Source organism: Streptomyces sp. IMTB 2501, from assembly GCF_001953885.1.
Taxonomy (GTDB): domain Bacteria; phylum Actinomycetota; class Actinomycetes; order Streptomycetales; family Streptomycetaceae; genus Streptomyces.
Genome location: NZ_MQUS01000001.1, coordinates 123,899 through 145,735, shown reverse-complemented (window position 1 = coordinate 145,735; position 21,837 = coordinate 123,899). Strand labels below are relative to the sequence as shown.

Sequence of the window (21,837 nt, the reverse complement as noted above, 5' to 3'; positions counted from 1 at the left end):
GATGGGATACAGGATCTTCGTCCGGGACTCCCCTGGAGCGGACGGCAGGATGCCGCTCCTGGGCGAGATAGACACCTGGATCAAGCTCGACTTCACAGTCCGCTTCAACCAGCCAGGCTCCTGGCAGATGCTCGTCCGCGTCGGCACGCCACACGAGCGGCTGCTGAAGCAGGGCCGCGGAATCGTCATCTACCAGGACGGCGTACCCGACCCCATCTTTAGCGGGAGCATCGAAGCCTTCGAGAAGTATTGGACGACCGAGCAGCACACGGAGCCGGGCTCGGTGTTCATCGGCGGGAAGTGTGACAACCAGATCCCGTTCAACTACCTGGCCTTTCCCTCGGTGGTGGGTGAAGGGACGGACGCGATGAAGCTCCGGCCCATCTCGAACCAGTGGGATGGGATCGACAGGCGACCCGCAGGCGGCGCCGTGGGCCAGGCCGTGTGGGTCGAATGCGACCTCGCGTTCGGCGCCCGCGCACTGCCTGACCGTGCGCTTCCCAGTGTGGTCGTCGGTGCCAACCCGAACCTTGGCAACGAGATCAAGGACACGCTCCGCTACGACAACCTTGGCACCAAGTTCGGTGACTGGCTCAAGGACAAGCGGACCGGCTTCCGGTTCCTCTACAACCCGATCTCACAGAAGATCGAGCTGAAGATCGCCAACTGCCGTGATCGCGGGGGGTTGATCCGGTTCTCGCCTGAACTGGGCAACATCAAGCAGTACACCTGGCAGCTCAAGGCCCCCACAGTGACCCGAGCCATCGTGGCCTGCCAGGGCGAGGGCAAGGAACGGTACATCTTCCAGGCCACCGACACCGAGGCAGAGAAGGTCTGGGGCTCGGTGGTCGAGCTGTTCGTGGACCGCCGCGACATCCCTCTGAAGACCGTCAACGGCAAGGTCGAGCTGGCCGCCCGCAAGAACGACGACGGCACCGAGGACATCGGCACCGGCCCGGACGGAAAACCGTGGCCCGGCAAGTCGCCGGCCGAGCAGAAGGCAGCAGCCCTCAATCACTACGTGAAGGCTGTCCAAGATGCCGCGAAGGCAGCCCTCAAGGAGGGCGAGAAGTCGGGCCACTTCCAGGTTTACCCGATCGACACCCCGCAGTGCATGTACGGCAGGGATTACGTGGTGGGCGACATCGTGACCGTGGAAGCCGATGGTCAGACGATCACGGACAAGGTGAATGAAGTAACCATCACGGTGGACGACGGGGGTCGTATCGAGTCGGTGACTCCGAAGATTGGCGATCAGGGAACTGGTCAGCCTTTGAACCTCTACAAGCAGGTCTTTGAAATGCGAGAGAAGCTGCGCAAGTTGGAAGCGAGGATGTAGATGGCTGAGATCAGTTATCCGTTCGACAAGGACACCAACATAGGCAAGCCCGAGGAGGGTGGAGGTCGAGCCGCGGTCACTCAGAACGACTGGCAGAACCTCGCAACACAGTTTGCTGATGACCGGATTGACCACGTTCTGAATAGCGGAAACATGGTCGCTGAGTCGATGCCCTTCTATGCCGAGGTGTACGACGTGAACACCATCAGGGTGCAGCGGGGCGAGGCCACGGTCGGCGGCTTCTACTACAAGCTGGACGCGCCGACGACGGTTCGCGTGGAACACAACCTCGACCAGAAGTACGACCGCCAGGACCTTCTTGTGATCCGGGTTGATCTCGCTAAGGGTTACGGCAAGGTGGAGGTTTCCCAGGGAGCGGCTACGGCCAACCCCCAGGTGCCGAAGGTGCTCAAGGAGCGCGGAGGCCGGTGGGAGCTTCCTCTCTATGTGATCCGTGTCCCCAAGAAGCAGGGCCAGCCGGTCATCTCCCCTGTCCATCCGTACAAGGCCCCGGAGGACGTTTCCGCGGTGGCCCCGGCCCAGTCGGTAGCCGCACACCAGGCGGAGGGCTCGTTCATTCGCAACCTTGCCCCATCGGCCGGCGGTGGCCAGTACGAGGCGTTTGCCGGTGCCGACGGCTTCGCCATCACGCGGGACCTGGGCGATACGAGGACGTACACGCCGGAGATTCGGTACACGCGGGTTACGCCCAGGGGGCTGGTCACCAGGGGGCGATACCGGCGTATCGCTCCCAACCTTGTCTGGTACTCCGCCGATATCAACAACCCGACCAATACCGACTATTGGAATGACGCGCAGGACAACTGTATGGCGTTTACTCTCCCCAAGGATGCCCAGCTTCATGGCGCCAACGGCCAGGTGTTCTCGGGGGTCATGGTGAACGGCGGATACGACGCCGGTATGCCGAACTTCGTAGACCTCCGCGGCTACACGTGGGGTGGCCATAAGGGCGACTACGTTCGGATGCTTTATCAGAACCCGAAATACCTTCACGAGGGCCTTGATTACCTCCGTGTCTTCCCTCGCAAGTCGTACATCCTCTTCTCCGGCGTCTACGAGACGCAGGGCCTCAAGTAACCGGGAGGGCACATGACACGCAACGTATTTGGTGGCACGGCTGCGGACGCGGCTGAGAATGAATCTGGTGGCCGCCTACCGAACCTGAAGGGGCGGGTCTACCTCACGGAGGAGGACCCGAACGAGGTGAAGGATCTCCTCGACATGGCGGGCAACGAGTTGAAGGACGGCTTGCTCACCGATGAGCGAGGCATGATCCCGATGTTCCAGGGCCCGTATGGGATCGAGCAACTGTGGGTGGACTTCAATGCCGGCCGCGTGATGCTGACACCGAATGACGTCGGCAAGCGGCTCCAGTCGCACCTTGTACAGGATGACCCACACGGCTCGAAGCAGTACACCAATGACCGGCTGGGGAACTATGTCACCCTGCCCGGCACCAACACCATTCCACTCGAAACGGGGCGCAGGTGGCTGGAGATCTTCAGCCAGGGCACCGCTCCTAGTGGTGACACCCTCGTGCAACGACAGGCCGGCGACGACAAGTTCAACTTCGCCCTCCGGCAAAATGGCAGCGTTATTCACGTTGCGCACTCCGCCAACAACATTCCGCTGGAGATCCAGGCAGGCGACAAGCCGCACAAGTACGCCATGGTCATCAACGATGGAATGCGTGGCAACGCGGACTCCGCCTTCAAGGTGGACTTCGCGGGCAATATCGACAGCAGCGGCAACGTGACAGTTGGTGGAGACGTCGCGGTCGGCGGAACTGTGGCGGCAGCAAATATCGGTACAGCCCGAGTCTTTTCCGGGACGGTTGATCCTGCCACTCAAGGAGTCACACTCAAGCCCGGCGATATTTGGGTTCAGTATGGCAGCTAGCTATAACAAGGTTGTTCTCTGGGATGGAACCCGATGGACTGAGCTGCCGAAGAAGATGTGGGACGGGCAACAGTGGACCGCTAAGCCGAAGTTCCGAGTATGGGACGGCGCGGAGTGGATGGCCAAGTATCCCGACCCCGTGTACTACCCAGCCTGGCTGGACTCCAACGGCGGCATCAAGGACGGCGAGTACCGGACCTTCAAGCTCCCCCAAGGGATGCGCCTCGGGGACTTCGTGATCACCCTGTGCGTGTCTCGCGACTCCATGCCACAGCTCCTCAACCCGGCCGGGAACCTGACCGCCACGAAGCAACTCGCCTCGGGGACGTGGGTCTCCGCGGTGATGTTCCGGTACGACGGCGAGTGGAACCTCCGCAACGGTGACTCGGTGCGCTGGAGGGTTCCTGGTGGTGGCGGTGCCTCGATCGCGAACTACGTGTACCGGGGTGCCGAGACCCGGGACATTCCGATCACCCCGTTCCACGAGGTGAAGGAGTACGCGAACGTCAGCGAGGTCCCCCTGAACTCTCCCGCAGGGAACACGACCCTGTTCCTGGCGCTGACCGAGGCGAAGAACCTCACGCACGTGAGGTTCCCGGAGGGCGTGACCTCCCACAAGCCGCCGCTCCAGGGCTCGTTCGGTGAGTTCCAGCTCCTCATTCATTCGGGCGACATGCCTGGTACGGGCAGCACGGGCTTCGGCAAGGTCCTCTTCGATACGACCGTGCCGGCCGCTTCCGTGATCACGATCAAGATTCCAGGTGACCCCAACGGGCAAGGGGTCTGGGTCCTCGGTGACCCTGTGGCTTCTGTCCTCGGTAAGACGACGTATCTCCTGTGAGGTGAACCATGCCCAAGCCGAATCTGACCTCGTGGGGCAAGCGGGAGGTGGTTGCCCCGAAGACGATGATGGACCGCATCACGACCCCGCAGAAGTATTACGGCAAGATGCCGTACTTCTCTGCACGCGGGTGTGCCAGCAACACCACCAACCCCCGGAGCGGGATGGCGCTCTATAAGGGCCAGTTCGTAGATGTTCTCTGGCCCGCGGCCAAGGTGAAGAACTTCGGGTTCACGACTTCACCTGATGGGAAGTACTTCATCGTCCCCGAGGACGGCATTTACCACATGCACTTCCAGGCTGCGACGTACGGCGACAAGAACCGTACGACTGGAAACAACATCAATGTCTATATCGAGGCCGAGAACAACGCTGCCGGTAACGGCGCTATCGGTGAACTCGGTGTGGTGATTCAGCAGCATGTGACGACGAACTACTACCACTCGACGCCGGTAGGGGTTACCGAGTTCCTGACCAAGGGCACGAAGCTCAAGGCGAAGGTGTACCTCGACGGCGGCGCCGAGGGGCACTGGGTCATCTCGGATGGCGCAGTGGATACCTCCTTCCACGTCTTCATGGTGGCCCCGAGTTCCGAGGGCTGGCACTACGCGACCCCCGGGCCAGCCCCGACCATGAAACCCTGGGCGGACGACGAGGGCCTTGACGAGCAGCGCATGAACGAACAGACCACCAGCCAGTTCAACGCCCTGGAGAACCGGGCGCGAGTGACCGGCCGCGGAGTCGCCTTCAACTGGAAGGGACAGCGCGAGGACAAGAACGCGGTCACCTGGGCTGGCATCTACCGAAACAGCACCCGGCCCGGCTGGCTCCAGGAAGCGGAAGCCGACCCCGGTTGGGGCGCCAAGACGGCCGTGGAGATCCCCTGGGACGGCATCTACCTCGTCTCCGTCATCGGCAACGCCCGCCACAGCGCCCAGCCCATCGCGAACGTCCAATACATCTACCAGGTGGCCATCTACGACAGCGGCGGGGCTGCCGCGAAGCCGATCCTGCTCAGCCAGGGAGGCAACGCACGCACGGACCACGAGTCCGGTCAGCTCATCAGCGACGTGGTGTTCCTCAAGGCGGGCACCAAGCTGAACGTCCGCTTCTGGGGGGCCAATTCGGCAACGAACTGGGACTCAGGCCGTGATGGTGGATCTTTGGGCAGCCCGCGCTGGTGGAACTTCGCGGTCACCTATCTCGGAAGGGGGACTTATGGCAGCGGTGGATGAGAAGTGGGCTAGTCGCCAGAAGGTTGACGCAGCCACACTGAACCGGGCTTCTTACGCTCCTATTCAGGTGCTGGCCAACCCCCCGGCTTTCCGGGCGGTCGGCATGACCAACGACAACGTGACTGCTGAAGCGCCGATCGCTTGGAGGCAGTACACCCCCACGGGCGGGTTCACGAGCAAGGACCGGATTGACTTCAAGCCCCCGGTGCCCGGCCTCTACTGGGTAACCTGCACAGCCACGTTGACCACCCCAGCGAACTGGGATGGACTCACCAATACGGGAACGCTGCTCGTCCAGGTGGGAACCGCAGAGGGATCTTCGGCTACGACCGTCATGAAGGGCTTCACCTCGACCAAGGTGAAGGGAAGCTACCAGGCTGCCCACACCTCCGGCCTGATGTACCTGAACGCCAATCAAACCCTGCGGGCATCAATCCTGGGCTACGGAGGAACATGGACCAAGGCCAAATCCGGCAACCCTGAAGAGTCGCTTTCCGCGCTCTCCGCGGTCCTCATAGCCCCCGACGCGACCAGTTAGTGAGGCCGCATTGAATACCACAACCTTCATATTGAATCTCTTCGGGATCGCAGGAATCTTGGCCACCGTAGTCGGTGGCTTTGTTGTTGTCCGGGCAGCCAGGGAAGTCAAGACGGCCGAGGTCTGGAAGGCCGAAGCCGAAGCACAGAAGGCTCGCGCTGATCGCCTCCAGGAGGACCTGACCGAGATCAAGGACCGCCTTGGACGCATCGAGGAGGAGAACAAGCGCCTGGTGCAACTGGTCTCAACCATCGACCCCGAACGACTGAACATCTTCCGCCACCACTGAATGAACGAACCGTCTGCAACCAGTTAGTTCACGCAGGGGCCGTCCGACTGGACGGCCCCTTTTCCATGCCCGAAAGGGGGCAGCATGAGTCAGGTTTCGAAGGTCCTTTCCATAGCCGCAGGTGAAGTCGGCTACCGGGCCGAGCGAGCGCCCGGTGAACGGCCGTCCGGCCACCAGAAGTACAGCCCAGAGGTTCCCGGCCTGGAGTGGTCGCAGTACCAGCCCTGGTGCGCAACGTGGGTTTCGTGGGTCGCGATGAAGGCCGGCGTGGTGGATCTCTTTCCCCGTACGGCCTCGGTATGGACCGCTATGCAGTGGTTCAAGAACAAGGGCCGGTGGAGTGCCTACCCTGCTGTGGGTGCCCAGGTCATTTACGGCACGTCGGGCAGCACGCACACCGGTCTCTGCGTCGGATTCGACTCGACGTGGATCTACACCGTGGAAGGCAACACGTCGCTCACCAACGACGCCAACGGCAACGGCGTCATGCGGCGGCAGCGGCGGCGGCGCGACGACTACGTCCACGGCTACGGTCTACCCGCCTACAGCGAAGGCATCGTCACCGCGGACCCTGCCCTGAAGGGCAAGCCCGGCTACACCTACGCGACGCAGGCTTCGGGCCCGACCGGCAGCACGGGCGACTCGTCGGGCGCAGATAAGTACAAGATCAAGAAGGGGCAGACGCTCGCGGGCGTCGCGGCGCTCCTGGGCGTGAGCCTTGCCGCACTCCTGGCGGTCAACCCCCAGATCAAGGACCCAGACGTGATCCGCCCTGACCAGGAGATCAACGTCCCCAAGCAGACGGAAAAGCCGAAGCCCCCGCCCGAGAAGCCCACACCGAAGCCGGAGCCAGAGCCGTCAAAGCCTCCGAGCGGTTCCTCGACGTACATCGTGCAGAAGGGCGACACCCTTGGGGCCATCGCGCACAGGCACGGAATCTCTCTGGCGCAGCTCCTCGCGTGGAACCCCAAGCACCAGGCGGACCCGAACCTCGTCGTCGTGGGCCAGGTCGTCTCCGTGAAGGGGCCGGCCGCTCCGACGAGCACTCCGCGGCCGACCCTTCGGCCGGTAACTCCCAAGCGGATCGCGCCTGTTGTGGAGCAGCCGTCGAAGCACGGCAAGCACTGTGAGTGCTGCGGCCAGCTCGACGGCATCAAGAAGGAACTCGGCGACATCAAGAAGGAACTCAAGGAGATCAAGGAAGTGGTGAAGCCGAAGCCGACCCCTCCTCCGACTCCGGACCAGAAGCCTGAGCCCCCGGCCAAGCCCAAGCCTCCGATGGAGACCAAGCCTCCGGCACCGGTCCAGCCCGAGCAGTCCAAGCCGACCGACATCCCGGTTGTACCGCAGCAGATCATTCCTACCCCGGAGGTGCACCTTGCTCCGTAACCACATCGTCCGTTTCCTCGGTGTCCTGGCGGCCTTCACTCCGCTCCTGGTCGCCCTCGTCCCCCAGGTGGACTGGGTGACCCTGATACCCCTGTCCATCGCGCTCCTCGGTGGCGCCGAGGCCGCCCAGCGCATGGAGGACAGGAAGACTGCGGAGGCTCTTGCCGAGCCCGCCCCTGATCTGGCTGCCGAAGTGGCGCAGGCACGACTTGCGCTCCTTGAGGTAGAGCACGCCGCCACGGTGGGGACCGTGAAGGAGTAGATGAGAACGCCCGCGAATGAATGAACTAACCGCAGCACAATGGTTGGTACAATGTGGGCACAAAAAAGAGCCGGGGCCCCATGAGGGGCCCCGGCTCTTTGTGTATCCATTAGTCCTTGAAGTGCTTCACGATCTTGACCGGAGGACCAGCCTTGCCCGTTCGCTTGGTTTCGACCAAGGCTCCGATACGCGCTGCTGCGGCTTCAACGTCCGCCGACCGCGCCCCGAGCTGCCGGAGCACGAACGACCAGGTGACTCCATCCGACCCGGCCTCGGTCAGAATCTGCCTCAACTGTGTGTCCAGCATCAGCCTTCCTCCACCTCATCCATGTTGATCCAAACGCCTGGGGCCCAGCGTCGCGCCAGGGCCGCGTACCGCCCCCGCACGATGCGGTTGGGTCGCCTCTGGGGCATCTGACCCGGGTTCACAGCAGGTCAGCCATCGGGTTCTTGGGCGTCTCTTCCTTTTTCCTCGCAAGAGCCGTCTTCTTGGCAGTCGGCCGCTTGGGACCTGTGCTGGCCGCCCGCTTCCGCGGTGCCGGCCGTTCCCTCTGTGTAGGGACAACGGCGAGCTTCGGCCGCTCCTCGGGCTCCTCCTGGTGCTCGGGCTCGCCCTGCACCTGGTCGTTTTTGGCAGGGTCAACGAACCGGATCACAAACGTGGGGGCGCCGCCCTTCGCTCCGGAACCCTTCCGCTCCATCACCACATCCGGCATCTTCTCGACGGCGGCCGTCAGCGAGTCGGCGTTGCCTCGGGTACCGAGCGACCGAAGGATGAGCGTCCGGGTCGCCTCTCCGCCGAAGCGCTGAAGCGCCTCTCGGATGATCTGCTCCACCGACTTCATCTGTCGGCCCGTCCCGGCCTGAGCCTCGTTGATCAGCTTCTCCGTGCACGCCATGCTGTACTCGATCAGGGCGTGAGCGGCCTTCCAGGCCCGAAGCGGAACCACGGTCTTACGCTCCGCGGCCGTCAGCAGACAGGCGATGCGGAGAAGGTTCTCGTCCCCACGCTCGATGAAGCAGGACACCTCCTCGGGCAAGGACGCGCACCGGTCATCGAACTCCAGCCGGTACGCATCGTGCACCTTGGCCGCCTCCGGCGACAGCTCCATTTCCCTGGCCTTCTCCCGAGCCCACCGGTACGCCTTGGTCAGTGCCGGGGTCTCCTTCACCGCGTCGAGCGGTCGCTTGATGTCGGAGGGCAGGTTCTTGGACTTCTCCACCAGGAAGTGCGGGATGCGGTTGAAGGCGCCGCCGAGTGCAACCTCCGGCTTTACCAGCGGCGCCCAGCGGCCCGGCTGGATGTGCGCGTGGTAGCCGAGGAGTGGGCGCTCGATCCTCTGTTCCTCGCGCTTGCCGCCCTTGCCCTTGGTGGTGTTGGCGACAGCCACGCCATCCCATGCGTTGATGAGCTGATCGTGGTAGGTGGCATCCCGATTCGCCCGCTTGAGGATGGACGCCCACTCGTCTTCCGCGACCATCACTCGACCGTCCCGGCCGTCCTCAGAGGTAAGCGACTCCTGCTCGACCTCGAACAAGGTCGTCACAAGCGCCGGCCCGGACGAGATTCCCTTACGGCTCCTAGTGGAAAGGAAGGCGCCGATGGATGGATCAACGATCGCGCGAGCGGTCGCCAGGGCGAAGCCCTTACGCCCGATCTTGGACCGTCCCACGAGGGCCGACCAGAACACTGTGGGCCGCCCGTTGGGCTGAAGCACCTGACCGTTCACGGCGGCCGACCACAGAGACAGTGTGGCCGCGTACACCCCAATGGGGTCAGCCTCCGTGTGTGGCATCGCTGCCATAACCGCCTTGCCCAGGGGGCCGTACTGCATCGTCTTGAACTGATCATTCATGGCTGTACCGTTCTCCTTTGACTAGGCCGCGACGGCTTCGGCTGTGTTGGTGGTGAACAGCTCCGCGAAGTGCGCGGCGAAGCGGTCGGCGTGCTCCTGGCACAGGTCGTAGGAGTCCGAGCCGATCGTCAGCTCCGTGACTCCCTCGGCGGTTTCGCCCTTGGCTGTGCACGCGTCGCAGGTGATTTGCTCGATCATCTTCCTTGCCATCGTGGTTCCTTTCGCCCGATGAGCCATGAAGAAGGGGCCGCCGTAGCGGCCCCTCAACAGAGCTGATCGGTTTTGCGTTTGTGGTCAGCCGCGCACCGCGTAGGCGTACCGGCCGAACGCAGTGATCTCGTGGTCGTCGTCGATGAACTCGAAGTTCCGGAGCCGCGTACCCGAGGTGCCGAGTCCCTTGATCTTTCCGCCCTTGCCCGTGGGGCGGTCGCCTGCCATCTGGCCCAGCACGTTCAGGTTGAAGTCCGTCAACGTGTGGACTCGCTCAAGGAGCGTCATCTCCTCGATGCGTGCCGTGCGCTCGCAGCCCGAGCCCTCGCGCTTGTGCCAGTTCTTCTCGCGCCCCTTGGGGACGGGCAGCTCCTCGTAGTGCTTGGCTGCCTCTTCTTCGCTCTCGATGACGTCAGACTGCGAAATCGTGGCAGGAGTGGCAGGCGTGGTGACCGTCGAGCCGTTCATGACCGCCTGGCGGTACGCCTCCTGGATCTCGACCGGGATGCGGCCACGGTCGTTGACCTCGTAGCCGTTTTCCCGCGCCCAAGCCCTCACCGTTTTGGTGTCGAGGGTGATTCCGCTGCGGGCCGCCGACCGCTGGGCGGGGCGGCCGGCCTCGCCTTGAGCCTTCCGTCCGGCAGCCACGTACGGGGCCAGGAGCGTGCGAAGCTCCGCCTCGTTCTCTCCGGTCAGGTCGATCTCGAACGAGGCTCCGTCGAGCCCGAAGGTGATGGTCTGGATAATGCCGGGCTCGGCGCTCTCCGTGCCGTCCAGGTCGTCAACGTTGACAATGAGAACCTTGGTAGCCATGACTAACTGCTCCTCTTCATAGGTGGGTTGGGATGACCGACCGGCCATGGAAAAGGCCCCGACCGGAGTCGGGGCCTGACCAAAGCCCAACGGGCTAGTGAGTGAACGTGTTCAGCGTCGGTTCCCTCGGTAGATGTCGCCCTCTATGTAGGTGATCGCCGAACCGTCCGGCGCCCTCATCGCGTAGTAGTAGTCCGCCTCTGACCACAGGAACGACCATCCGGCCGTGAGCAGGGAGTCGTACACGGTTCCATCGCCTCCGGACCCCGCGAAGAACCCATCGCCCACGCAAGATTCACTTGCCAAGATGCGAATCACATCGTCCGCCCCTTTGGCGCCCTCAAGCTCCTTGAGCTGCGCGTCGATCAGGTCCCAGAACTTGTCAAACACCCTCAGTGTTCCTTTCGTGGATACAACAAAGGCCGGGAATGATCCCGGCCTTGAACAACGAGAACCGACTAAGCCGATCGGCTGGGCGTCGCCCTCCGTATTGCGATGACCTGCACTTCATCCGCCCGGCTGGCCGTGCCCGTGTAGGCAACTGCAATCATCCGGGGGAAGTCTTCAAGCGGGTTCCGCCCCTCTTCGAGGATGCAGGGGCGGGATATTGGCGTGTCCTCGCCCTTCAGACGGAACTCAACGTGCCAACGGGTCAGGTCGTCCACGTCAGTCACACTCCACGGGGGTAAGAACGATCTCCTGGCCGTCGTCCAGGACGTACACCAACTCGTCGCCCTGCATGTCGAGCACTTCGCAGATGGCTGCGATGTCATCGGACGACAGGCAGAGTCGGGGGCGCCTGTTGGTGGTCATCATTGGTGCACCTCGTAGGGCTGTGCTGCGAAGAACTTCATGTGAAGTGCCTTGATTTCCTTGCGCCTTGCTCGACGCTGCGGGCGGTTGAGGTCACCGGGCAGTACCAGGACCGCCCGATCTATGAGGAGGTGGGGCGAGCGGTTCCGCACGTGCACGGCGCACCGCTCACAGGACGCCCAGGGCTCAGCGAACACACGGGTATAGGGGCCGTCGAACATCACGATCGCTTTGACGGTTGCGAAGGCCGTCGTGGGCAGGTCCGCGGAGCAGAAGTCGCAGACCCCCCTCAGCCGGCTGGGGTCCACGGGTACGGGCTCGGGGTCGTGGTCCCACTCCTTCCCGACCCACGCCGGGTGCTTGTAGGTGACGACCCCGGTTGCGAACGGCATGTACGGGTCGAGCGGGACACAGCAGGTGTCGCACATCATCGGCGGGAACATCAGGCGGCCGTCCTCATGTCCGCGTGCAGCTCACGCCTGGCGTTCACGTAGGTCTCAGCGGCCCGCCGCACGAGGATGCCGACGACCTTCGGCTTGTCGTGGAAGCGTGAGCGGTTGACGTGCTCCCCGATCGCCTCGAACAGGTGCTGTATCGCCCGCAGTCGGGTCTTCACGTCCTCGTGGTGGGCGGCGTCCTCTGCCGCGTCCAGCACGGAGTCCTCCAGCTCGATGTAGTCCTTGATGCGGCTCACTTGTCCGCCCCCATGGACCACGCGTTGAACTGCTGCTGAATCAGGCCCATGACCCGCTGCATGGTCTGTGCGTCGCGCCAGAACTCCACTCGGCTCGCCTTGCCCACCCAGTACAGTTCGCGGCCGGTGAGGACGAACGACCCGTCAGGGTCGGCTGTTTCCAGGGCCTTCCACGCGTCCCAGAGGCCGTCCGCCTCCTGGTCGGCGGTGCAGTTCCGGCGAGCGGCTGCAACCGCGCTGTGGAGGCTTTCTCGTGATCCGTCATCGAGCTTGAAGCGGATGTGTTCCACGCTGGACATCGGTCGTTCCTTCCTGTCTCGGCTCTAGGCGTGCCCTAGAAGCTCGACACCAGGGGCTCACATCCCAACTTGAGCCCCTGATATCCAGCCGCTAAGCGTCAGTAGTTGCGTACGAAGTGCCAGGTACCCCGGCCCTCGTAGAGGGCCAATTCGCCGGAGAGCAGCCGGTCTTGGGCCTCGCTTACCGCGATGGCTCGCATGTGACTCTGGTACTCCTTCGGCAGACGCTCCCAGTAGTGGTCTTCCTGCTCCAAGATGTACGCGGCGTATGCGTTCTCCTCCGGGCCTATCTCTTCCTCCACCGTCCCGATGAACCGGTCTTCGCACGTCTCGTACAGCTCTTCCACGCTCACCTCTCCGTGGAAGTGCGCCACCACCACGGCCGGGAAGTCGTCCAGTGCCAGCGCGATCAAGTGGAGGTCATCAATCGACTCGTACTCTCCGAGCTGGATACCGCCAAAGTCCTCGTAATCGTGGATCGCGAACTCTTCCGCGCCAGGTATCGGGGACGCTTCCAACATGAGCTGGATCTCACGGTTGATCGAGTCCGGGTCTTGCGTGGCGTCAATCCATTCGCCGTGCAACATGCCGTTGTTGTAGGACGCGAGGCACGCGGCGTAGATCTGGTGCATGGGGTTAGCTCCTGGGCTTTCGAGCGTCGGCAATCGGGATGATGTCGGGGGAAGTGATCAAGTGCGGCGGTTCGCCCCTGCTGGCCGAGTACCAGTCCTGAATGACTAGGTGCGTGATGTTGTCGCGCTTCATCTTGGGTTCGCCGTACACAACCCCAATGACCACGCCGCGCGATCGGCTGCGGCTGTACCGGGTCCGATACTCAACCCACATGCCGACCTGGAGTGTTGAGCGGCTTACCATCCCGACCACCATGAGCGGACCTCGTCCGGGTCCTCGTCGTAGCACTCGGTTATGACCTCATCCAAGGTGTAGTGCGGGTTCTCCAGAAGGGTCATGACCGCGTTCACGACCATGTTCATCAGGTCCGTATCCCGCTCACCCCCGGCGAGTTCATCCGCCACCAGGTCCATGCCGTTGTTGACCGCGCTGGAAATGTCCTCGCGGGTCCACACGTAGACAGGTTCGTGAACGTCTCCGGACAGAGCCGCCGCCCGCTCGCCCACCTTCACCACGTGGGAACCGATTACACGGGTGATCTCTTGAGTCATCGTCATAGGGATGTCCTTACTCTCCGTCTCGAACCAGGGGCGCGTGTCCATGAAGAACTGCAATACTCTTGAGGTATACGGACGCTTCCTTGAAGACCGCTTCCGCCTTGTCTTGCGCTACGTCGCACGCATCCGACGCATTGGGCGCCCACACGTGAAACGTCACGGGGTCGTCTTGGCCGTACTCCCGGAAGTCGTCCGCGCCCGACTCCCACCAATCCGATTCCCAGTCCAAGACCACGGTGTAAGGCAGGTCACCCCCACGGCCGGCCTGGGCCTGAGCCTGGAACTCCCCCAGCAGTGACCGCAGTAGCTCTTGGTGGTCCGGGCCGTTGCCCTTCATCCGCCACTCGAACTCGTGCCACTTGATCCGCTCGATCGCATCGCGGAGCGTCTTGGAGGCAACCGATTCGTTGACCGGCTCCGGGCATACGTGCCGCTCGTTCTCGCAGTGACCGCAGTACACATCGTCATCCGGGCCTGCGTCGTAATCGGAGGGGTAGGCCGCAAGGTCCATCCGGCATTCCGAGCACTCAACCATTCCGGTCCACTCGTTGATCCGCATCACACGTCCGCCTTCACGGTCAGACGGTCGATGAACGAGTCGTCAACGTCGTAGAGGTATTCGTGTTCTTTCGACGCGGGAAGCGTCCTCCAGAATTCGCCTGCCGCATCCTCCGCCACGTCCTCGTTCTCTGCCTGTACCTCGAAGCGGTAGGTGGCCGTTTGGAAGTATTCGATCTGGTACGTCTTCACGTCAGCGGCCCTCAATCCATACGCCGTTGTGGTTGATTCGAGCGGCACCGGTCAGGAAGCCGTCCGCCGCACCGTGCCCCTTGAAGGGCACCCAGATGCCCACGTGATCGCCCTTGATGTACTCGATGGACCCGCGATAGGTCCCGGCCTCGCGGCCGGTGTACTGGCAGTACGGGAGCTTTACCCGCACTCGCTTACCGACCTTGAAGCCGGTCATGTCGAGCGTGGCCATGTGCCGCGTTGCCGCCATTTCGTCTCACCTTTCCTTGCACTCTCTTCGGTTCTGAGAGTCCATAGACCGGCTCACATCCCAACTTGTGAGCCCGCCTAAAGCACCTCAGCGGTGCGGCCACACGGTCCCGACCTTGAACGAGGCTCCGCCAGGAGCGACGAGGCGGACATGTCCGCACAGCGCCCACGGGGAGCGGTTCACGCGCCACTGTGCAGCCGTCTTGGCTGCCTCAAAGGTCCAGTAGGTCATCCCGTATTCCTGCACATCGAAGACCCCTTCAGAGTCCCGTGTGTTCACCGTGATTACGTAAGTGGAGTCGGGGTTGTCTACGGCCCTAACGGCTTCGATCATCTGACTCACTTCCGTATCCGAATATCCGTATCCGGATCGGTGGGTGTTGTGGTCCACGATGATGTCTCGGATTGCATTGTGTGCCATGTAATCCATGTCAGACCCCCAGCTTTGCGCGGCCGTGCGGCCAGCGGACCGGGTAACAGGTCTCGCAACCGCGCTGGATCTCTCGCAGATCAGATGCGGTCGGATACAGGCTCATATTACGGAGGCCGTCTACGTAATTCGGGATGCACTCGCAGTCGCCCTCTCGCTCGCGGTCCGCGCAGTCGTAGCAGACTCGATCCGACGGGTACTCACCCGTCTTGAGCCACGTGTCACAGTCCATGCATTGCGAGTATTCGAGCGATGCCATCGCGTCTTCAACATCGCAGGATGAGCAGTTAGAGCAGTGCGGAACTTCCGGCATTTCCCGGATCACGTCGTCGCCGGTCACACCCTCGGGGAGACGGTACAGATCTTCAATCATCCGTACAGCGTTGTCCCATTCGAGTTCAGACAACCGCTCATCATCCAAGACGGGATAGTCGGCCAGCGCCGCGCCAATCTTCCGCGCTATCTCGTGCCCGGCGCGACTGGACGCGTCCCACACAATCCACCCCTTGTGGCTGTAAGTCTCCACACCAGCGACCTTGAATGCGGCGAGCGCGCTTTCACAGTTGACCCTGATCCGATTCTCGGAACAGTCGCAGTTGTAGTAACTGTGGACATCCCACACGGTCAGGGGCTCGCCCGTACCGTCATCCACCATTCCGAACCCTCGCCAACCGAACTCGAAGGCGAGTTCAGCCATGTCATCAAGGTCGGGGGCATACCGCGAACTGTCGGCGTACCCCCGTGCGAAGTCGTTGAATTTGACGTCAATGATCACACTCATGGCATGTACCCTTCCTAGTCACTCTCGCCTGTTACTAGAGCGCCATACTCGCACCCTCAAGTATCACATCCCAACTTGAGGGCATGAGTAAAGCGCGCTACCGCGTAGCTATGAGAGTTCCCCTGTGGATCTTTTGAGCCTGTCCACGCAGTAATCTCCAGTGGTTATCGGCATTCACCATGCGCAGCCATGCGCCGCGCCTCATCAGAAGGATTCCCCGTACTGGACTCCCCCAGTGAGTTCAACATCCCAGCCATCCCATATAGTCGGAGCCTTGAACATCTCTTCCCGCACACACTTGAGCGCGTCTCGACTGGTCTCCGCCCACACATGAGAGGGGATGTCCCGCTCATTCTGGTTGGGGTGAGAGAACGTCACGTAATACTGATTCGCAACACCCTCAGTCGGGCAAGGGTGGACAACATCAGGGATGAGACGGAACCCGTCACGCTCCAAATTGATGCCCGCCATGCACGCTTTGCAGCGTCCATGTTCTCTGCCACTGTCAGACCATGGGCCTACATATCGCGCCGCGCGCTCGATACCCCACATCCCACAGACCGCACAGTTCATCTCTGCGCCTTTCTCTCTTGGTATCAGCCCATCACTGACACTCACCCCCACACACTCACTCTCAGGCGCTTAGAGACGCACTGCGGGCCGTTGCTCATGGCTTTGCCCCTGTGCGCTGGACACGTCGTGTCGATTGGGTGTGTGAGAGTCAATCTCAGATGGTTACGGGGGTAGCTTCCCCGCTAGCTTGAATGTCTGACCTATCCATTGCGGGCCGGTCAATCTCCCGCTATCCGCTCACGTAGCGCGCCGATCATCGCAGGATTCACCCCGCTCCGGTACGCACTCACTCCAGGGTTATTCGCTTCACCCCGTGTGGCCTATGTGATGTCCCTAGTTGGTATCCTCATAACCCCATTCTGGGGTCTTACATGAGGACCTAGCACTAGTTCCTAGGTGGTTTGGGTTCGCCCATTCGAGGGGCGTTCCTATCGCTGTACGCATCCCCGGTGTGCTGATCTCCCGTTCCGCATTCTCGCTTGGCGAGTGGTACTAGGGGCGCTTCCCTGTGGGGCGTTCCTTGCGATGACCCAAAGGTGTCACATCCCAACCTGGATTGCAACTCACATGGACACGTCAATACAGACATCACCTCGCGCCAAACCCCTTGATTTCAAAGGAGACGTGCGCGATTACATAAGCCGCGCGTTCAGGCAACATCCAGATGCATGGCATGCGTCACATTCCAACTAGCTAAACAGACCCTGGATGCACAGTCGTCACGGATAAGCAAGAGCCCAAAGGGCATATCTGATGTGGTTAGCGCCACACGCCTACACCCGCTTTAGAGCCCTTCTTGTGTCCTATGTCACACCCATGGAGCGCTTCACCGGCCTAGTAGTCACGCCCCAATGAGACTGATGTCACATCCCAACCTGTGCGTACGACATTAGCGGCTATGCAGACAGCGGTATGACTATGACGTAACGCAACGCTCGGGTCTCGTTACCCACGGAATACAGTTAGTTCATTCATTCCCGAAAGGTATTCAGCACTAGTCCGAATGCCCCCATGGATTCCTGGGTTCATTCACGCCTATTCCATGCACGAACTAACCATAATGCAATGCATGATACATAGACGGGGGTAATACCTGTGCATTCATTCAAAGGACCCACCAGGGGTGCCTTCCTCCGAGCGTGTACGGGTATGAACGAACCACTCCGTCTCGTCAGGCCCCCACCCCGCCGGCCTCACCTATCCCGCTCGGCCGGCCTTCGGGTCGATTAGGGGCACCAAATGGCCCTCTGGAGGTGATCTGGGCCACTCTTTATGGGTTTCGCGTCCCCTCTGGCCCCAGGTGACACCGACATTAATAGTGAGGGGGTTATATACCCCGAACGTTCTGGCCAGGTCTGGCCTCGTTGGTCAGGTTCAAGTCTCGCCACCCTCTCTCGGGGGAGGTTGGGAGCGCCTACATTGAGGCAAGAATGAATGAACTAACCCTGTTACAGATATAGATACAAAAGCCCCCGCCCGAAGCCGGACAGGGGGCTGTGTTCTCACCTAGGGTCTGGGGGGCGATTGCCTGGATTTCGATGCCGTGCGGTGCTTCGAGACTCAGTTTCCAAATCCTTTTGTATGTTTCTCGATGCCGATCGCGTGTCGGGCATCGTCATCGTCAATTTCGAAGGAGACATAGTTTCCCTTTTCCAGCCAGATGCGATCCTCTTCTGTGTCGATGTCCTTCGACGAGAATTTCAGTGGGTCACCGCCATTGGCGTCTTGGATCTCGCCCTGGCCCGTCTTCACATCCCATTCGCTGACAAAACCTTGAGGCATAGACGTGTCTCCTTCGCTCGGTGGTGTTGATCCCCCTGGCCACAACCCAGGGGGCTTAATCCCCATCGAAACCGAACCCATGTGCTGTGGCGAGCGCTGCAGGCCGAACGGGTGACACCAGTGACGCGACCCGTCGGACAGGCCCTAACTCTGCGCCTGATCGCCCAGGAGCACGCCGACCTCGCTCAGGCTGCTGCCGCTGCTGACGTGTACTCACGCAGACGGTCGATCATGTCGTCCGGAAAGCCGAGCGCCATGCGCACGGGGTTCTCCTTCCGTCCTCGTTGGCCACGTTGAGGTCTTGCCACCCTCCCCCAAGGGAAGGTGGGAGTGCCTGCATTGAGGCAAGAATGAATGAACTAACCCTGATACAGAACGAGGTACAAAAGAAGGGGCCCCTGAAGGGCCCCAGATCTTGTGTCGTGATGAGTGAACTAACTGCGCTCGCACGGTGCGGGAAGCGGAAAACAGTGCATGCCCGGCAACGGGCTCCCGTGCTCACTCGAACGGCGGATGCTGTGGCGCCATGCCGCCTGCGGGATGAGTTTCTGGGAGAGGATGCACCCCGTTGATGTGTGGGGTGCCCGGTGGGGGCATGTGGCTTGATGAAGGGCGGAGAAATGACAGGTCGCCAGGCACTGCGCGTGCTAGCGAGGAACTATAAGCTTCCCTCAACGTTGAAGCGCAAGGGCAATCCCCAGATCCGTGTCCGGCGGCGGCATTACTCCATGACGTACATCGTGACGGCCTGGGCTGGGAGGCAGACCGACGCGAACGATGTGGCGTTGCTCAAGCCCGCCGTCCTCGCGCTGCCGAGTGACGGGGCACCGCTTCCGGCGTACATCCCCAAGAACTTCACGAAGTCTTTGAAGGAGGGCGACTGGGTGGTGGTCCGCGCGGCCAAGCACAGCGCAAAGAAGGGCCTACCGACGGACGTGGATCTCCGAATCGTCAAGCTGGTCAAGCCCGGGAGCAAGCGGGCATACGTGACCGACCCGGCTGCCGGGAAAATTTTGGGTCATCAATACCGACCGCGCTGCCAGTAGCAAGACATCGTGACCTCCGACTGCCCTGGTCGGTAAAAAGCGGCGCATTTCGTATACGTGAGTGACGGATGGTTGGGGGCGTTGGGCTTACCGCGAGAGTGAATGAACTAACCATGGTGCAGATGTGGGCACAAGAGGAGGGGGCCCTTGAAGGAGCCCCCTCCTCTTGTGGCGGTGAATGAACTAGGTTCTGCCTCTCCGATCACGATGAGAGAGACGCAACCCCAGGTTTCCCTCGCGGACGGTACGCGGCGGGTAGGCGCTGACTTCGCGGCATGACGTCGTGTTTACGGAGCGTCGCAGCAGCTCATACTCTCCGTGTTCTGACCTTGTCGAACCTCAGGAGGGTCCTCCCATGAGCGTTACCGTCGATGTCCCAGCACTCCGCTTCTTCCAAGTGGTCGGGACGGTCGATGAGAAGATGGAAGCCGATCTCGTCCTCTACATGACGCCCCTGACGGAGGAGGAACGTAAGACGTTTGAGGAGGGTGTGGAGGATGATGAGGAGGTGAAGCTGTCGGGGGAACGTGTGGAGATCGGGAGGTTCGCGGGCCAGCTCTACGTCGGGATCGAGACGGAAATCGACGCAGAGACGGCTAAAGGGAGGGTCACGCTCTTTGCCGATGTCAACAGGTCAGACGGCGGCCACGACCTCTATGGCAAGTTCGACCTTGAAGGCGAATCTTTCGGAAGCATTAACACCTGCGATATCCGGATCGCGAAGCTGAACATCTGACAGGCGCCTCAGGGCGGTATCGCAGCCAGACGAGGAGGCTGCGGCGAGTGCTGTCGGCCGAACGGGGGACACCGGTGACGCAACCCGTCGGACAGGCCCTAACTCTGCGCCCGCTCACCCAGGAGCACGCCGACCTCACTCAGGCTGCTGCCGCTGCTGATGTGTACTCACGCAGACGGTCGATCATGTCGTCCGGGAAGTCGAGCACCATCCGTACGGGGTTTCCTGTCTGGCCTGTGGGCCAGAACTGCGCGGTCACCCCGCACTCCCTCAGCAGGTCTCCGCGGCTGACCCAGGACAGCTCTTCCCAGCTCTCCCGGTACGTCTTGCCGGTATCAACCCACTCGTAGTGCGGTTTGATGGCCTCCTGCGCCTCCAGGGAGACCTTCCGGTCCGTGAGCTTCTTCAAGCGGCCCAGGTAGTCTTCCTGGCCTCCCTGGTAGCGATACAGGCCGGCGTCCTTCTCTGCCCGGATGTCCAGGATCAGAAGGTTCACCTCTTCCAGCCGCTCTCCCACGTCGTTGCCCGGGTGGTACTCGCGCCTCATGGCGGGCTCGTCCCCGACGCGGGCGAGGAAGTAGTCCTGGATGAGCTTCTTCACCTCGTCCATGTGGACCGTCTTGACCTCCGGGTGGCACTTCCGGGTGCCGTTGGCCGAAGCACAGCGGAGGTACTTGTAGTCCACGTGCCCGTCTGCGCCTCGGTGACCGACGACGCCGTACCCGGGGCGGTTGCAACTCAGGCAGAAGGCCACATCGCGAAGGAACATTGACCCCTTGGAGGCCGCGGCGTTTCCGGCCAGCTTGGAACGCGAGGCTCGCTTCTTTTGAAGTGCCTCGAACCTCTGCTTCGTGATGAGCTGCTGCGCCCGCATGACGACCTCGCCTTCGTCGTTGCGGACGGGGCGGCCGTCGTGCCAGGACTCCCCGGTGAGGACGCGGTTGGTCAGGATGGCGTGGACGGCGCCGGCGTGCCACTGTCCGGGGGCGCGTCGTGCCGCTTCTTCCTCGGTCAGCAGCCCCGCCTTGATGAGGCGCTTGCGCTCCTTCCATTCGGCCGGCGCCACGGCACCCTTCTCCTCCAGGAGACGTGCAATTTGACCGTCCGAGTGCCCGTCCCAGGACAGGTTGACCATGAGTTCGACCCAGCGAATCGTGGCTTCCTCGAAGAAGAGGAAGTACTTGCCGTTCCGGTTGGGGTCGCGCACGGCCGCCCAGCCGTAGGCGACCGGGCCGCCCTTCCAGTACCCGAGGGTCCGATGCTTCCGGGTGGCGTCCATGTTGCGCTCTTGGATCGCCTGCCACTCCCAGGACGCGACCATGGCCATCATCTCTGCCATGACCTGTCCGCTCTTGGTGGTGGTGTCGATCCCGTCATCGGTGATGATCGCCTTCCCGTAGGTCTTCATCCAGTCCATGACGATGTGGAAGTGGATGGCCCTTCGGGTGATGCGGTCCATCTTCCAGGCCACGATGGCGTCCCACTGCCCCATGCAGGGGGCGTCGGGGGTGTGGTCGCACGTGCTCGTCTTGCAGGCCGGGGTGAGGTCCCGGAACCAGGGGCCCAGACCCTCTCGCTCCATCGGGTGCGTCGTGCCGGAGACGTTGAGGTCTTCGGCCACGTCGATGAGTGCGCGGTCGTCGCGCCCCGTGATGCGCTGAAGCGTGTCGTGCTGCCGCTCGGGGCTCGTGGTGTGGTCGCCTTCAAGGGAGAGTCGGACGCTGCCGAGGCAGCGTATTACCTGGTCAGAGGGGGTGGCGCGGTGGAACATACAGGTATCCTAAGTTGGGATGTGACATTTT

The 21,837-nt window shown here is 62.1% G+C and carries 28 protein-coding genes and 1 pseudogene; 11 read left to right on the top strand and 18 right to left on the bottom strand.

Features of this window, described 5'->3' with window-relative positions; genetic code table 11:
- Position 1 precedes the first annotated feature (1 nt).
- The 9 genes from AV521_RS00665 (at position 2) to AV521_RS00625 (ending at position 7,813) form a co-directional block, all read left to right on the top strand.
- Positions 2–1,339, top strand: coding sequence for a siphovirus ReqiPepy6 Gp37-like family protein (locus tag AV521_RS00665; RefSeq protein WP_076082190.1), 1,338 nt, complete (start codon positions 2–4; stop codon positions 1,337–1,339).
- On the top strand, positions 1,340–2,437 hold the full coding sequence (locus AV521_RS00660) for a hypothetical protein (protein WP_076082189.1): 1,098 nt from the start codon (positions 1,340–1,342) through the stop codon (positions 2,435–2,437).
- Between the two features lie 12 nt (positions 2,438–2,449).
- Positions 2,450–3,259, top strand: a complete 810-nt coding sequence (locus AV521_RS00655) for a hypothetical protein (RefSeq protein ID WP_143658556.1) — start codon at positions 2,450–2,452, stop codon at positions 3,257–3,259.
- A gap of 118 nt (positions 3,260–3,377) precedes the next feature.
- Positions 3,378–4,100 carry a hypothetical protein gene (locus tag AV521_RS00650; RefSeq protein ID WP_076082187.1) on the top strand — a complete coding sequence of 241 codons (723 nt, stop codon included), beginning with the start codon at positions 3,378–3,380 and terminating at the stop codon, positions 4,098–4,100.
- Positions 4,101–4,108: 8 nt separating this feature from the next.
- A complete protein-coding gene (locus tag AV521_RS00645) occupies positions 4,109–5,335 on the top strand; it encodes a hypothetical protein (protein ID WP_076082186.1) in 1,227 nt (408 codons plus the stop codon).
- Positions 5,319–5,873 (top strand): hypothetical protein, encoded by a 555-nt coding sequence (locus tag AV521_RS00640; RefSeq protein ID WP_143658555.1) that lies wholly within the window; start codon positions 5,319–5,321, stop codon positions 5,871–5,873. Before AV521_RS00645 ends, AV521_RS00640 begins: the two co-directional genes overlap by 17 nt.
- A 58-nt stretch (positions 5,874–5,931) precedes the next feature.
- Positions 5,932–6,162 carry a hypothetical protein gene (locus tag AV521_RS00635; RefSeq protein ID WP_076082184.1) on the top strand — a complete coding sequence of 77 codons (231 nt, stop codon included), beginning with the start codon at positions 5,932–5,934 and terminating at the stop codon, positions 6,160–6,162.
- 255 nt (positions 6,163–6,417) lie between these two features.
- Entirely contained in the window at positions 6,418–7,551 is a 1,134-nt protein-coding gene (locus AV521_RS00630; RefSeq protein WP_179022746.1) for a LysM peptidoglycan-binding domain-containing protein, read from the top strand.
- Entirely contained in the window at positions 7,541–7,813 is a 273-nt protein-coding gene (locus AV521_RS00625; RefSeq protein ID WP_076082180.1) for a hypothetical protein, read from the top strand. The genes AV521_RS00630 and AV521_RS00625 overlap by 11 nt, the downstream gene beginning before the upstream one ends.
- A 109-nt stretch (positions 7,814–7,922) precedes the next feature.
- Here AV521_RS00625 and AV521_RS00620 read toward each other — a convergent pair whose 3' ends face one another.
- From AV521_RS00620 to AV521_RS48520, 17 genes and pseudogenes are all read right to left on the bottom strand, one after another.
- Entirely contained in the window at positions 7,923–8,120 is a 198-nt protein-coding gene (locus AV521_RS00620) for a hypothetical protein (RefSeq protein ID WP_076082178.1), read from the bottom strand.
- Between the two features lie 118 nt (positions 8,121–8,238).
- A complete protein-coding gene (locus tag AV521_RS00615; protein ID WP_076082176.1) occupies positions 8,239–9,669 on the bottom strand; it encodes a DUF3987 domain-containing protein in 1,431 nt (476 codons plus the stop codon).
- Positions 9,670–9,690: 21 nt separating this feature from the next.
- The gene (locus tag AV521_RS00610; RefSeq protein WP_076082174.1) at positions 9,691–9,879 is read right to left on the bottom strand and encodes a hypothetical protein; all 189 of its coding nucleotides are present in this window, start codon (positions 9,877–9,879) and stop codon (positions 9,691–9,693) included.
- A gap of 471 nt (positions 9,880–10,350) precedes the next feature.
- Positions 10,351–10,692: pseudogene (locus tag AV521_RS50275) on the bottom strand (Lsr2 family protein); the annotation flags it as partial.
- A 111-nt stretch (positions 10,693–10,803) separates the two neighbouring features.
- Positions 10,804–11,082, bottom strand: a complete 279-nt coding sequence (locus AV521_RS00600; protein ID WP_076082171.1) for a hypothetical protein — start codon at positions 11,080–11,082, stop codon at positions 10,804–10,806.
- Positions 11,083–11,358: 276 nt separating this feature from the next.
- Positions 11,359–11,505 (bottom strand): hypothetical protein, encoded by a 147-nt coding sequence (locus tag AV521_RS49000; RefSeq protein ID WP_179022744.1) that lies wholly within the window; start codon positions 11,503–11,505, stop codon positions 11,359–11,361.
- Positions 11,505–11,948, bottom strand: a complete 444-nt coding sequence (locus AV521_RS00590; protein WP_076082169.1) for a hypothetical protein — start codon at positions 11,946–11,948, stop codon at positions 11,505–11,507. Before AV521_RS00590 ends, AV521_RS49000 begins: the two co-directional genes overlap by 1 nt.
- Positions 11,948–12,199 carry a hypothetical protein gene (locus tag AV521_RS00585; RefSeq protein WP_076082168.1) on the bottom strand — a complete coding sequence of 84 codons (252 nt, stop codon included), beginning with the start codon at positions 12,197–12,199 and terminating at the stop codon, positions 11,948–11,950. Before AV521_RS00585 ends, AV521_RS00590 begins: the two co-directional genes overlap by 1 nt.
- The gene (locus tag AV521_RS00580) at positions 12,196–12,498 is read right to left on the bottom strand and encodes a hypothetical protein (protein ID WP_076082167.1); all 303 of its coding nucleotides are present in this window, start codon (positions 12,496–12,498) and stop codon (positions 12,196–12,198) included. Before AV521_RS00580 ends, AV521_RS00585 begins: the two co-directional genes overlap by 4 nt.
- Positions 12,499–12,596: 98 nt before the next feature.
- Positions 12,597–13,130, bottom strand: a complete 534-nt coding sequence (locus AV521_RS00575) for an antirestriction protein ArdA (RefSeq protein WP_076082166.1) — start codon at positions 13,128–13,130, stop codon at positions 12,597–12,599.
- A gap of 237 nt (positions 13,131–13,367) precedes the next feature.
- On the bottom strand, positions 13,368–13,688 hold the full coding sequence (locus tag AV521_RS00565; RefSeq protein ID WP_143658554.1) for a hypothetical protein: 321 nt from the start codon (positions 13,686–13,688) through the stop codon (positions 13,368–13,370).
- 10 nt (positions 13,689–13,698) lie between these two features.
- Positions 13,699–14,247, bottom strand: a complete 549-nt coding sequence (locus AV521_RS00560) for a hypothetical protein (protein WP_143658553.1) — start codon at positions 14,245–14,247, stop codon at positions 13,699–13,701.
- Complete coding sequence (locus AV521_RS00555) at positions 14,247–14,438, bottom strand: hypothetical protein (RefSeq protein WP_076082162.1); 192 nt, start codon at positions 14,436–14,438, stop codon at positions 14,247–14,249. The genes AV521_RS00560 and AV521_RS00555 overlap by 1 nt, the downstream gene beginning before the upstream one ends.
- Position 14,439: 1 nt before the next feature.
- Positions 14,440–14,688, bottom strand: a complete 249-nt coding sequence (locus tag AV521_RS00550; protein ID WP_143658552.1) for a hypothetical protein — start codon at positions 14,686–14,688, stop codon at positions 14,440–14,442.
- Positions 14,689–14,775: 87 nt separating this feature from the next.
- Positions 14,776–15,117, bottom strand: coding sequence for a hypothetical protein (locus tag AV521_RS00545; protein WP_143658551.1), 342 nt, complete (start codon positions 15,115–15,117; stop codon positions 14,776–14,778).
- 1 nt (position 15,118) lies between these two features.
- Positions 15,119–15,898 carry a hypothetical protein gene (locus tag AV521_RS00540; RefSeq protein WP_076082157.1) on the bottom strand — a complete coding sequence of 260 codons (780 nt, stop codon included), beginning with the start codon at positions 15,896–15,898 and terminating at the stop codon, positions 15,119–15,121.
- Positions 15,899–18,031: 2,133 nt separating this feature from the next.
- The gene (locus AV521_RS48520; RefSeq protein ID WP_143658550.1) at positions 18,032–18,253 is read right to left on the bottom strand and encodes a hypothetical protein; all 222 of its coding nucleotides are present in this window, start codon (positions 18,251–18,253) and stop codon (positions 18,032–18,034) included.
- Between the two features lie 728 nt (positions 18,254–18,981).
- Here AV521_RS48520 and AV521_RS48515 point away from each other — a divergent pair.
- Complete coding sequence (locus tag AV521_RS48515; RefSeq protein WP_143658549.1) at positions 18,982–19,299, top strand: hypothetical protein; 318 nt, start codon at positions 18,982–18,984, stop codon at positions 19,297–19,299.
- Positions 19,300–19,654: 355 nt separating this feature from the next.
- Positions 19,655–20,035 (top strand): hypothetical protein, encoded by a 381-nt coding sequence (locus AV521_RS00530; RefSeq protein WP_076082154.1) that lies wholly within the window; start codon positions 19,655–19,657, stop codon positions 20,033–20,035.
- A gap of 139 nt (positions 20,036–20,174) precedes the next feature.
- Here AV521_RS00530 and AV521_RS00525 read toward each other — a convergent pair whose 3' ends face one another.
- The gene (locus AV521_RS00525) at positions 20,175–21,806 is read right to left on the bottom strand and encodes a recombinase family protein (RefSeq protein ID WP_076082152.1); all 1,632 of its coding nucleotides are present in this window, start codon (positions 21,804–21,806) and stop codon (positions 20,175–20,177) included.
- Positions 21,807–21,837: the final 31 nt, after the last annotated feature.

Coding starts and splice junctions, on each gene's coding strand:
- AV521_RS00665 (WP_076082190.1), top strand. CDS start 2: ATGGGATACAGGATCTTCGTCCGGGACTCCCCTGGAGCGGACGGCAGG.
- AV521_RS00660 (WP_076082189.1), top strand. CDS start 1,340: ATGGCTGAGATCAGTTATCCGTTCGACAAGGACACCAACATAGGCAAG.
- AV521_RS00655 (WP_143658556.1), top strand. CDS start 2,450: ATGACACGCAACGTATTTGGTGGCACGGCTGCGGACGCGGCTGAGAAT.
- AV521_RS00650 (WP_076082187.1), top strand. CDS start 3,378: ATGGCCAAGTATCCCGACCCCGTGTACTACCCAGCCTGGCTGGACTCC.
- AV521_RS00645 (WP_076082186.1), top strand. CDS start 4,109: ATGCCCAAGCCGAATCTGACCTCGTGGGGCAAGCGGGAGGTGGTTGCC.
- AV521_RS00640 (WP_143658555.1), top strand. CDS start 5,319: ATGGCAGCGGTGGATGAGAAGTGGGCTAGTCGCCAGAAGGTTGACGCA.
- AV521_RS00630 (WP_179022746.1), top strand. CDS start 6,418: ATGAAGGCCGGCGTGGTGGATCTCTTTCCCCGTACGGCCTCGGTATGG.
- AV521_RS00620 (WP_076082178.1), bottom strand. CDS start 8,120: ATGCTGGACACACAGTTGAGGCAGATTCTGACCGAGGCCGGGTCGGAT.
- AV521_RS00615 (WP_076082176.1), bottom strand. CDS start 9,669: ATGAATGATCAGTTCAAGACGATGCAGTACGGCCCCCTGGGCAAGGCG.
- AV521_RS00610 (WP_076082174.1), bottom strand. CDS start 9,879: ATGGCAAGGAAGATGATCGAGCAAATCACCTGCGACGCGTGCACAGCC.
- AV521_RS49000 (WP_179022744.1), bottom strand. CDS start 11,505: ATGACCACCAACAGGCGCCCCCGACTCTGCCTGTCGTCCGATGACATC.
- AV521_RS00590 (WP_076082169.1), bottom strand. CDS start 11,948: ATGTTCCCGCCGATGATGTGCGACACCTGCTGTGTCCCGCTCGACCCG.
- AV521_RS00580 (WP_076082167.1), bottom strand. CDS start 12,498: ATGTCCAGCGTGGAACACATCCGCTTCAAGCTCGATGACGGATCACGA.
- AV521_RS00575 (WP_076082166.1), bottom strand. CDS start 13,130: ATGCACCAGATCTACGCCGCGTGCCTCGCGTCCTACAACAACGGCATG.
- AV521_RS00565 (WP_143658554.1), bottom strand. CDS start 13,688: ATGACGATGACTCAAGAGATCACCCGTGTAATCGGTTCCCACGTGGTG.
- AV521_RS00560 (WP_143658553.1), bottom strand. CDS start 14,247: ATGCGGATCAACGAGTGGACCGGAATGGTTGAGTGCTCGGAATGCCGG.
- AV521_RS00550 (WP_143658552.1), bottom strand. CDS start 14,688: ATGGCGGCAACGCGGCACATGGCCACGCTCGACATGACCGGCTTCAAG.
- AV521_RS00545 (WP_143658551.1), bottom strand. CDS start 15,117: ATGGATTACATGGCACACAATGCAATCCGAGACATCATCGTGGACCAC.
- AV521_RS00540 (WP_076082157.1), bottom strand. CDS start 15,898: ATGAGTGTGATCATTGACGTCAAATTCAACGACTTCGCACGGGGGTAC.
- AV521_RS48520 (WP_143658550.1), bottom strand. CDS start 18,253: ATGCCTCAAGGTTTTGTCAGCGAATGGGATGTGAAGACGGGCCAGGGC.
- AV521_RS48515 (WP_143658549.1), top strand. CDS start 18,982: ATGACGTACATCGTGACGGCCTGGGCTGGGAGGCAGACCGACGCGAAC.
- AV521_RS00530 (WP_076082154.1), top strand. CDS start 19,655: ATGAGCGTTACCGTCGATGTCCCAGCACTCCGCTTCTTCCAAGTGGTC.
- AV521_RS00525 (WP_076082152.1), bottom strand. CDS start 21,806: ATGTTCCACCGCGCCACCCCCTCTGACCAGGTAATACGCTGCCTCGGC.